The organism is Halomonas sp. 707D4 (assembly GCF_024158685.1).
Lineage (GTDB): Bacteria > Pseudomonadota > Gammaproteobacteria > Pseudomonadales > Halomonadaceae > Vreelandella.
This window is the reverse complement of sequence record NZ_JAMZBD010000068.1, coordinates 1-9919: the sequence shown is the minus strand read 5'-3', so window position 1 is coordinate 9919 and position 9919 is coordinate 1. Positions and strand designations below refer to the sequence as shown.

The 9919-nt window shown below is 62.2% G+C and carries 13 protein-coding genes; all 13 read left to right on the top strand.

Annotation, left to right across the window (positions count from 1 at the left end):
- Positions 1-1037, top strand: a 1037-nt coding sequence (locus BIS11_RS04795; protein WP_253585777.1) for a phage portal protein, incomplete at its 5' end; no start/stop codon positions are given.
- Entirely contained in the window at positions 1025-1963 is a 939-nt protein-coding gene (locus tag BIS11_RS04790) for a S49 family peptidase (RefSeq protein WP_253422297.1), read from the top strand. The genes BIS11_RS04795 and BIS11_RS04790, both read left to right, overlap by 13 nt.
- A gap of 71 nt (positions 1964-2034) precedes the next feature.
- Entirely contained in the window at positions 2035-3330 is a 1296-nt protein-coding gene (locus BIS11_RS04785; protein WP_253422299.1) for a phage major capsid protein, read from the top strand.
- A gap of 78 nt (positions 3331-3408) precedes the next feature.
- On the top strand, positions 3409-3642 hold the full coding sequence (locus BIS11_RS04780; protein ID WP_253422307.1) for a hypothetical protein: 234 nt from the start codon (positions 3409-3411) through the stop codon (positions 3640-3642).
- A gap of 71 nt (positions 3643-3713) precedes the next feature.
- On the top strand, positions 3714-4271 hold the full coding sequence (locus BIS11_RS04775; RefSeq protein ID WP_253422309.1) for a head-tail connector protein: 558 nt from the start codon (positions 3714-3716) through the stop codon (positions 4269-4271).
- A gap of 2 nt (positions 4272-4273) precedes the next feature.
- Entirely contained in the window at positions 4274-4609 is a 336-nt protein-coding gene (locus BIS11_RS04770; protein ID WP_253422318.1) for a phage head closure protein, read from the top strand.
- Positions 4596-5048, top strand: a complete 453-nt coding sequence (locus BIS11_RS04765; RefSeq protein ID WP_253422320.1) for an HK97-gp10 family putative phage morphogenesis protein — start codon at positions 4596-4598, stop codon at positions 5046-5048. The genes BIS11_RS04770 and BIS11_RS04765 overlap by 14 nt, the downstream gene beginning before the upstream one ends.
- On the top strand, positions 5045-5773 hold the full coding sequence (locus BIS11_RS04760; RefSeq protein WP_253422322.1) for a hypothetical protein: 729 nt from the start codon (positions 5045-5047) through the stop codon (positions 5771-5773). Before BIS11_RS04765 ends, BIS11_RS04760 begins: the two co-directional genes overlap by 4 nt.
- Positions 5774-5997: 224 nt before the next feature.
- Entirely contained in the window at positions 5998-6960 is a 963-nt protein-coding gene (locus tag BIS11_RS04755) for a hypothetical protein (protein ID WP_253422324.1), read from the top strand.
- Between the two features lie 74 nt (positions 6961-7034).
- Positions 7035-7394, top strand: a complete 360-nt coding sequence (locus BIS11_RS04750; RefSeq protein ID WP_253422326.1) for a hypothetical protein — start codon at positions 7035-7037, stop codon at positions 7392-7394.
- Between the two features lie 77 nt (positions 7395-7471).
- Positions 7472-7876, top strand: a complete 405-nt coding sequence (locus BIS11_RS04745; protein WP_253422328.1) for a DUF1799 domain-containing protein — start codon at positions 7472-7474, stop codon at positions 7874-7876.
- Positions 7877-8577: 701 nt separating this feature from the next.
- Positions 8578-9114: a hypothetical protein gene (locus BIS11_RS04740; RefSeq protein ID WP_253422331.1), complete on the top strand. Its 537-nt coding sequence runs from the start codon at positions 8578-8580 to the stop codon at positions 9112-9114.
- A gap of 60 nt (positions 9115-9174) precedes the next feature.
- The coding region (locus BIS11_RS04735; protein WP_253585776.1) for a tape measure protein at positions 9175-9919 on the top strand (745 nt) is incomplete at its 3' end.

The following is a 9919-nucleotide window of genomic DNA, read 5'->3' as shown; positions in this document are numbered from 1 at the left end:
CCACTGATCACCCGCTCTATGACGTCATTCACAACCAGCCCAACAAGAAGGACACCTCGTTCGAGTACTACGAGCAGGGCATGGGCAGTCTCACGCTCGAGGGCAACGAGTTCTCGCTGATCGAGCGGGACGGTGCCGGCTACCCGACCGAGCTGATTCCTGTGCACCCGAAGAAGATGCGCGTGTTGAAGGGGCCGGACGGTCTGCCGTACTACCAGCCCGTCGACTACAGCGACCTGATCCTGCCGATGCGATCAGTGCACCACGTCAAAGGCTTTTCGCTCGACGGTTTCCTGGGCATCTCGCCGATCGCCACCAACGCCGACACCATCGGTTTGGCCATGGCGACCGAGCAGCACGCCTCGTCGGTGTTCCAGCGCGGCGCCACGATGGCTGGGGTGATCGAACGCCCGCGCGACGCGCCGGCCATTGCCGATCAAGCCAAGGTAGACCGTCTGCTCGAAAAGTTTACGGAGCGCCACGGCGGCGGCCTGCGCAACGCCTTCTCGGTCGCGCTTCTCCAAGAGGGCATGCAGTACAAGCAGCTGGCGATGGACAACGAGAAGGCGCAGCTGCTCGAGTCTCGCAACTTCGGCGTGGTCGAGGTCTGCCGGTTGTACCGGGTCGCGCCCAACATGATCCAGCACCTGGACAAGGCCACGTTCAACAACATCGAGCACCTGGGCCTACAGTTCGTCATCTACACCCTGATGCCGTGGATCAAGCGTAAAGAGGCCGCCATGATGCGCGACCTCCTGCTGCCCGACGAGCGCAAGAACCTCTACATCGAGTTCAACGTGTCGGGTCTCTTGCGTGGTGATCAGAAGAGTCGCTTCGAGGCCTATGCGATCGCACGCCAGTGGGGCTGGCTCAGCGTCAACGACATCCGCCGGCTCGAGAACATGCCGCCGATCGCCGGCGGCGACCGGTACCTGACGCCCATGAACATGGTCGACTCCCAGAAGATGGGGCAGTCGCTCAACGCCACGCCCCAACAAATGAAAGAGATCGAGGGAATACTCGCATGCACGCAATGATCAACTACCCGCACATCGCGTCGATGGTGTTCAACACCCCCCTGTTCGCCACCCCCACCCTGGTGCAGGCCGTGCGTAGCGTGCTGGAGCCCCGACTACTCGGCCGGGCTCACGATATGCCCCATACCCTGGGCATGGATGCCGGCCACGATGGTGATCGCGAACTGCAGCGCCTCAACGTCTCTGGGCGCATTGCCATCATCCCGGTGCAGGGCGTGCTGGTCGCGCGACGCGGGCAGATCAACGCCGCCTGTGAAGAGATGGTTTCCTACGAGAAGCTGCGCAGCCAGATCAACGCAGCGCTCAAGCACGAGCTCGTCGAAGAGATCTTCCTCGACTTTCACACCGGCGGTGGCCAGGCCATGGGATGTAAGGAGCTCGCCGACTTCATCCGCGCGTGCACCACCATCAAGCCGATCACCGCGCTGGTGAACTTCGCCGCGTACTCCGCCGGCTACTACCTGGCCGCTGCCTGCTCGCGCATTATCGCCAGTCCCACGGCGGGCGTCGGCTCCATCGGCGTGATCATCGAGACCTACGAGGTCAGCCGGATGGAGTCCGAGATGGGCATCACCTTCAACACCTACTACCGGGGTGACCACAAGAACAACATGTCGCCGCACGAGCCCATCACCGACCAGGCCGTTCAGGAGATCAACGCCATGCTCGATGGCAGCTACGCCGAGTTCACCGAGTCGGTGGCCAGCTATCGCGGCCTCGAGGTCGGCGCCGTGGTCGACACCCAAGCGCGACTTTACCGGCCGCGCGAGGCGCTCGCCGCCAATCTGATCGATGAGGTGGCCACGGCTCAGGACGCGATCAACGCCGCGGCCGAGCGCTACACCAGCAACACCGGCACCACGCCCCGAAACACTCGCAGCATCCGTGCCCAAGCGCGGGCGCTGGACACCAGTTGTCAGCTCTAGCCACGCGGCGGAGCAACACCATGGCGGCCACGAGCCGCCTTTTTTGTACCTAAACGAAGAGGAACACCCCCATGGGCATTGAAGAACTCCGCCGCAAGCGTGCTGAAATCAACGCGCAGGTGCAGGCCCTGGCCGAGATCGAAGCCGAGTCCGGCGAGCTCAACGAAGAGCAGCTGGCTGAATTCGACAAGCTGGCCGCCGAGTTTGACCAGGTCTCCACCAAGCTGGCGCGGGCCGAGAACATCGAGCGCATGAACGCCGCGGCGTCCCAGCCGGTACCGACCTTCGGTGGCGGCCGCGCCCCGGCGGTGCACACCAGGCCGGAGCTCAAGCAGTACACCGGCGCCAAGGTGGCGCGTATGGCGATGGCCGTCGCCGCCGGAAAGGGCGACATGCAGTTGGCCTCCAAGTTCGCCAGCGGCGAGATCGGTGATGCCGACGTCGCCATGGCGATCGACACCAGCGCCAATTCCGGCGGATCGCTGGTACCGGAAAACCTGCACGACGAGGTGATCGAACTGCTGCGCCCGAAGACCATTGTGCGCAGCCTGGGCGCCCGGGATATGCCGCTGCCGAACGGCAACCTGAGCCTTCCGCGCATGGCGTCCGGTGCTACGTCAGGCTACGTGGGTGAGGGCGCCGACGTGCTCGCATCCGAGGCCAGCACTGACGACGTGAAGCTGACGGCCAAGACCTTGATCACGCTGGTGCCGATGAGCAACCAGTTGATCGGGCGTGCCGGCTTCTCTGTCGAGCAGATGTTCCTCAATGACATGCTCGCCAGCATGGCGGTGCGCGAGGATAAGGGCTTTCTGCGCGATGACGGTACCAACGACACGCCTACCGGCTTTCGCGCGGTGTGCCAGCGCGAAGGCCGCGTAGTGCCGTGGGAGGGGGCACCCACTTTGACGGCCATCGACGAGTACCTGGATAGCCTGATGCTCAGGCTGATGGAGAGCGACAGCCTGCTGATTACCCCGGGCTGGGGCCTGTCGCCGCGCACCTACATGAAGCTTTTCGGGCTTCGCGATGGCAACGGCAACAAGGTGTATCCGGAGATGGCCCAGGGCCAGCTCAAGGGTTACCCGGTTCGCCACACCACTACCATCCCGGTCAACCTGGATACCTCCGAGGCCGGTAACAACAACGAGTCGGAGATCTACTTTGCCGACTTCAACGACGTGGTGATCGGCGACAGCGACACCATGACCATCGACTTCAGCCGCGAGGCTACCTACAAGGACGCCCAGGGCAACCTGGTGTCAGCGTTTGCCCGTAACCAGTCGCTGCTGCGCGTGGTCAGCGAGCACGACATCGCTTTCCGTCACCCCGAAGGCCTGGTGCTGGGTACCGGCGTCACCTGGTAACCGAAGCGCTCAGGCGTTGCCATGCCGCCCGCGCCGCGCGGGGGGCCGTTCTGACCCCATTATCTCGAGGTGCCATCCATGGCCATCGTCAATACGTCAGCGCCTCAGCTGACCACCGTGCTGTTCCTCAAGCCCTATGGCCGCTACGCCAAGGGCGATCGCGCCGGTTTTCCGGCAGACAAGGCCGCGCAGATGAAAGAGCGCAAGATCGCCGTGCCGGTACAAGAAGCCGCTGCGGCGGCCAAGGTCGAAGCTGGCAAACCTGCCGCTGCCAAGCCGGCCAAGGGCACCGAAGGCGCGGACAAGGTCTAGCCCGCCCGGCGCTCACCCAACGCTGCCGCCTCCGGGCGGCAGTCTCGTTTCAAATACTCGAGAGTCCCTGAATGCTCACGCTGACCCGCGCCAAACTGCACCTTCGACTGGCCATCACCGAGGAAGAGGCCGAGGCGTACACCGATGAAGACGTGCTCATTCAAGGGCTGATCGACGCCGCCTATCAGTACGCAGAACACGCGACTCAGGCAACACTGGCGACGCGCACCAAAACGCTGGTACTCGATGCATTCCCGCTAGGCGCCGGCAAGATCGAGCTTCCCTGGACGCCAGTTGCGGCTATCGAGTCGCTCGACTACATCGGTCCGGGCGGTGACGAGCACTCGCTCGAGGCCGAAGCGCTGCGCCTGGATACGCGCGGCATTCATCCCACGTTGGCTCCCCAATGGGGTAGCCAGTGGCCCCGCACCATCGACGAGCCGGAGTGCATCACCATCACCGCCACGGCGGGCGCAGACGAAACTCCACCCGATGTTCAAGTGGCGCTTCTGCTCTTGATTGGTCACTGGTACGAGAACCGCGAGAGCGCGGCTGCTGCACCGCTTCAAAAAGTGCCCATGAGCGTCGACATGCTGCTGGAGCCATACCGTATCCATACCGTGGGGTGATCATGCGCATCGGGAAGAAGCGCGACCAGGTCGTGCTGGAGTGGTGGCAGAAGGGCGAGCGGACGGCTTCCGGCGCCACGCCAGAAGGATGGCAGCCGGGCGCCCGGTTATGGGCGGAGGTCGAGCAACTGCGTGGCCGTACGCTCTTCGAAGCCCAGAAGGCTAACGCCGAAACCACTGCCCGCATCCGTCTGCGCTACCGCGCCGACATCGCCGCTGCCACTGGCAAAACGCTGCGGCTGCGCCACGGCGAGATCACCTACCGGCTGGAAGGCCGCCCGATCGACGTGGGCGGCAAGCGCACCGAACTGGAGCTGATGTGCCATGAGTGGGTTTGAGTTTCAGGTTCAAGGCCAGCGGCTGCACGAGATGCAGCAAGAGTTGCGCGCGCTCGAGGATAGCATCCGAGAGCGGGCGATTCGCGCGGGCCTGGTTGCGTTTGCTGCCCCGGTCAAACGCGATGCGAAAGTGCTGGCGCCGACCGACCGTGGTGATCTGGCCCAGGCGATCGGCCACCGCAACATCAACAAGCGGCAACGATCGCGCTTGGGGATGACGGTGGGCGAGGTCGGCATCCTGGTGGGGGCCAACCGACGCATCAACGGCCGCTGGCAGGGTCGCAAAGGGCTTTGGCAGGAGGGCGGCACCGAGCACATGGAGGCCAACCCGTTTCTCGCGCCCGCGCTGCAGAAGAATCAGGGCGGCGGCACAAGCCGGTTCTACCAGGGGCTAAGCCGCTATCTCGACCGCCAGCGCAAACAGGGCAAGATCGCATGAACGACCGCATTATCGAAGCGCTGTCCGCCGCCGGCATCACCGCCGCCAGCAGCAGCGAAGCCGACCCCAGTCGCGCCGACACCGTGCCGGGGCTGGTCATGCTGGTGGACCCGGTTGTTGAGCAGGCGCTCTGGCCGCTCAACCTGCCCTCTGAAGCACCGCCAACCAACGGGGTCTACAACCTCGCCGGGCAAAGCGCGATCGAGGTCGACGGCTACCGGCTGGGCCGGGTCGATACCTACGTGCTCAGCCTGCGCTCGCCCACGTTCGACCCGCTGCGCCGCATGACCACCGAGCTGATCGAGCGCGTCGCCGCGCAAAGCGGTACCGAGGGCTGGGAGATCACCGACGCCGCCACCGATTACGAGTACGACCAGCGCCAATACCGCGCTCACTTCGAGCTCGAGGCCACCAGCCTGGCCATGGCCGCCCCGGCGCTGCCCGCGGCGTTCGTCCATCCCGTGCAGGCCACCGCCGACCCCAACGTCCTGGGCACCATGGACGTACGGCAAACCGTCACCGAGCATATCGCCGTGGTGCTGGTCGCTGAGCAGTCGGATGTCGACGCCCAGCGCCGCGCGATCTCGGAGGCACTGCTGGGCCTGGAAAGCCCGGCAGACGCCGTGGCGCCGCTGGAGTACGGCGGCGGCCAGCGCGTCGCCGTCTCCGGTAGCCACGTCTACTGGCGCGAGCTCTACCGCTACGACCGGCTCATGCGCAGTTGACCTACACCACCACCCACTGGCCCGCCCCGCGCGGGCTTTTTTACGCCCGGAGGAAACACCCATGCCTAGCGAAGGCGGCCGGTACCGGATCACGAACGGTAAGCGACGGCTGATGCACCAAACCAAACCCGCCCCGGTACCCACCGGGGAAGACCCGAAACCCAAGGCCGCGCAGCCCGCCGGCAAGCCCGCCAAACCGGCGGCCAAGCAAGAGGACTCAGGCCATGAGTGACCCGATACTTTGGCGAATCCTGACCGTCGCCGCGGTCATCGAGGACGAATACGGCGTCACGCCGAGCGATCTCGGCAACGCCGTTTTCTTCGACGTGATGACGAAAGAGGCGCCCGGTGTCTACCAGGGCGATACCGCCGAGCGTGAACGCGTGAAGCCGGGCTTCGGTGCCAACGAGCAAATCAACGTGGCCCCGTACTCGACACGCACCATTCGCGTTCCCTATGCCGGCTCAGGCACGCCTGGCGAACCGCCGTCGTACTGGCCCCTGATGCTGTGTGCTGGACACGCCGAAGAGATCGACGCGACCGAGGGCGAAGAGAAGGTCATCTACACGCCGGTATCGCGCAGCTTCCACTCGGTTTCGCTGCTCTGGTGGTCCGACAATGACGAGTTGCAGGTGCTGCCTGGCGTGCGCGGCACGGTCACGCGAACGACCGATGCCAAAGGCATGCCGTACTTCGAGTTCAGTCTGACAGGGCTTTACCAGCGCCCACGCACAGAAGCACCGCCCGCCGGCGGCACCCGCTCGCCCCAGGCTGGCGAGATACCGGTGAACAAGCAGAACTCGACGTTCGAGATCTTTGGCTACAAGGCGCCGATGCAGTCCTGGTCGTTCGACATGGCCGGACAGGTCGAGCATCGCAACCTGGTGAATTATGAGGGTGTGCACCTCACCGATCGCCAAGCGACAGGCCAGCTCAACATCCAGAAGCCGCGGCTCGAGGACTTCAACCTGTTCGAGAAGATCGAGTCGCACAACGGCACCGCGGTGGGAGTCGGCACGTTCTCGCACGGCAAGACGCCCGGCAACATCGTCGACTTCGAAGGCACGCGCATTCAGCTCTCGAACTACAGCGAGACCGAGGTGCAGGGCATTACCCATAGCACCATGGATACGCGCCTACTCTCCGCCGAGTCTGGCGACGGCGACTACCGTTACGTCTTCCGCTGATCCACTCACCCAACCCCCACACCGCGCCGCCCTTGGGCGGCGCCTCTGTTTGCTCAAACCTCAAGGAAACCACCATGGCTAAAGCAACTGCTACCGGCATCACACTGACCAGCGCTCAAACGATCACGGTCGACGTGCCGTATACCGACCCCGTTCAAGGGGCGCAAACCTTCCAGGCGACCTGGAATCTGCACAAGTGGAGCGAATACCGAAAAGTCGTTGACGCCCAACAGGCTGGCAAGAAAACCGACGACGACCTGCTCGACGACCTGGTTCGGCTCGAAGGCATCAAGGACTCGCAAACCAAACAAGAGATCCCGCATTGCGACGAGCTGGTTGCCGCCGTTATGGACGTCACGTTCATGCGCCGCCCACTGATCCTCAGCTGGTTCGCGGCCCAGGAAGGCCGGCAGCAGGCCGCCGCAAAAAACTAAGAGGCGCTGGCCAGTGGTGGGCGCAGGGCCCGGCGCCGAAAGACCAGCGGAAGAAAGACACCGACCGCTGGGGCTTGGTGGAAGACAATCCCGAACCCGAAGCGCCCAAGCACTACGAAGTGTGGGAGGAGCACTGGCCAGCGCTGGAACTGTTTCTCGCCATGCGCACCCAGTGGCGCGTGTTCGCCGGCATGGCCGGCGAGCACCGCCAGGGCATCGACTATACCGCTCTCTACGGCCACCCCAAGTTCGCCCGGCTCTCGTTTGATGAGCAGGACGAACGGCTAGTGCAGATCCAGCACATCGAGGCGGGCGCCCTGGCCGTGATGAACAGCCAGAGCCAGTCGGCGGAGCAGGAAGAGGAAGACCGCCGCCGGATCCACGACCTCATCATGCAAAACCATCTCGCCCAGCAGGAGCTGTTACTGAACGAAATGCGCACGAGGATGGGGCTGGATGCGAAAGGGCGGTTCGTGGCGTAGGTGTTCTTCACTAGGTTCAATCTGATGCTTGGGTGGTTATGCCTACAGTGAGCACTTATAGCGCCCGCTCCAGCCGAAGGCGATGACCGCATCGGTTCGATCGCTTGGCGTTCAGGCATAGTGCTTAACTCACGCATTTTTTGATGTTGATAAAATGAAAGCAGATCAAGAAGAGAAGGGCGACAAACGGCGAAGCCCCGCAGAGTGACGGCTCAGCGGGGCTTCTAATCAATTCCCCATGAAAGGACAGGACCATGGAGACGATGTATGGAACATCTTAGCAGGTTCGTGGAGGCCTTTCACAAAATGACAGAAAGCAAACACGCGCGACGTTTGGGCTGGGGCGTAACATTTGCAATGCTGATCTGGGCGCTGGCGCAACTGGTCGCAGCAGTGGCCCCAAACGGGTTGCTGTAAACTAAAACTAAGGAATCGATCTGGCGAGAAGTAAAGCGCTTGTTGGACGCACGCATAGCTTGACCGTCAAGGTCTAACGCCTAGCCAAACTTAGCCAAGTGCGGTACGTTCCCTGCTGGGGTGTTTCAGCGGGGAGTTTGCCGTGGCCGAATACTGCAGGAACTGCGCCGTTGAGCTGGTGGGAGAGTAGCTCGCTTGTAAGTGCTCTCGCGAACTAACCAAGTCGTGCGAAACGCACTTTAGGAAGTTCATTAGGGGTGAATGAGATGTTGAAAAGATTTTCTATGGCAGCACTTTTTCTAGTGTTTTCGTTGGCCTCGAGTTATTCCTGTGCGGATGACTTAGATCGTGTATTGCCAGGCAACGAAATGGACCATGTAATTAGAAGTTCGTTTGAAGGTTTTGGATATAAATATGACCCTTTTGAAAAAGGAGTCGACTTCTATAGTATTCCCAATGGTGGTAGTTCACTGGGCTTGGTCGGGAACATTGATGAAGATGGTATTACCCATCTGATTCTAATGGTTAATTATGTTGGTGAGGGCTGGATTTATGCAGATCGTGTCCAAATTCTTACCGATGGCGACGTATGGAGCAAAGATGATGCCCAGTACCAGAGAAATGTGATGGTGGGAAGCACGGTTCTAGAGTCACTGCTTATTCCATTCACTGATGAGGTAGAAGCTCTGCTAGATAGGATGTATTTGGCTGATGACCCTGTAATGATAAGGGTTAGCGGCAGAGGCTCAGAAGATTTTGTAGCAAGTGAAGAAACAATTGAAAGATTTTATAAACTCAAAGAAGCTTTAAAGTTGCTTTAATTCTATATCATGTAAGAACCCGCTGCGGCGGGTTTTTTTATGCCCGCAATTCGAGGTTTCATGATGGCTCAGAACTACAAGGCCGGCCTGATCATCACCGGTGATGCGTCGGGCGGTATCCGGGCCATCAAGGCCACCGAGGACGAACTGTCCAAGCTGAACCGAGGCTTCGATCGCAGCTCCCGCGACTCCCGCCGCTTCGGTAGCGACGCCCAGCGCGCCGGTCAGCAGGTTCGTGGGATGGGTGACGACGCCAGCCATGCCAGCAAGGGGCTGACCCTGGTTCGCCAGGCGGCCACCTTGGCCGCGGCGGCGTTCTCGATTCGCCAGCTGGCGACCTACGCCGATGGCTGGTCCGAGATCAACGCGCGTGTGCTCAACGCGACCAAGAGCCAGGACGTTTCCGAGCACACAATGAGGCGCTTGGCAGAAACCGCGCGCGGCACGTACTCGAGCCTGAACCAGACCGCCGAGGCCTATCTCAACAACGCTACCACGCTGACCGAGCTGGGCTACAGCACCGAGCGGCAATTGGACCTGGCGGACGCGCTGAACAACTCGCTGGTGATCAGCGCGACGCGTGGTCAGCAGGCCGAGTCGGTCGTGAACGCGCTCTCCAAGGCGTTTGCCGCCGGCGAGCTGCGGGGCGACAACTTCAACACCGTGATCCAGAGCGGGGGGCGAGTCGCCGAGGCACTGGCCGACGGCCTGGGCGTGACGACCATTCAGCTGCGGGAAATGGCAGCCGCTGGCGAGTTGACGACCGCGCGCGTATTCGAGGCGCTGACATCACAGATGGAGGTTC

Bases quoted from the DNA above. Each gene is read 5' to 3' on its own strand.
- BIS11_RS04785 (WP_253422299.1), top strand. From the start codon at position 2,035: ATGGGCATTGAAGAACTCCGCCGCAAGCGTGCTGAAATCAACGCGCAG.
- BIS11_RS04765 (WP_253422320.1), top strand. From the start codon at position 4,596: ATGAGTGGGTTTGAGTTTCAGGTTCAAGGCCAGCGGCTGCACGAGATG.
- BIS11_RS04750 (WP_253422326.1), top strand. From the start codon at position 7,035: ATGGCTAAAGCAACTGCTACCGGCATCACACTGACCAGCGCTCAAACG.
- BIS11_RS04770 (WP_253422318.1), top strand. From the start codon at position 4,274: ATGCGCATCGGGAAGAAGCGCGACCAGGTCGTGCTGGAGTGGTGGCAG.
- BIS11_RS04775 (WP_253422309.1), top strand. From the start codon at position 3,714: ATGCTCACGCTGACCCGCGCCAAACTGCACCTTCGACTGGCCATCACC.
- BIS11_RS04760 (WP_253422322.1), top strand. From the start codon at position 5,045: ATGAACGACCGCATTATCGAAGCGCTGTCCGCCGCCGGCATCACCGCC.
- BIS11_RS04790 (WP_253422297.1), top strand. From the start codon at position 1,025: ATGCACGCAATGATCAACTACCCGCACATCGCGTCGATGGTGTTCAAC.
- BIS11_RS04740 (WP_253422331.1), top strand. From the start codon at position 8,578: ATGGCAGCACTTTTTCTAGTGTTTTCGTTGGCCTCGAGTTATTCCTGT.
- BIS11_RS04780 (WP_253422307.1), top strand. From the start codon at position 3,409: ATGGCCATCGTCAATACGTCAGCGCCTCAGCTGACCACCGTGCTGTTC.
- BIS11_RS04755 (WP_253422324.1), top strand. From the start codon at position 5,998: ATGAGTGACCCGATACTTTGGCGAATCCTGACCGTCGCCGCGGTCATC.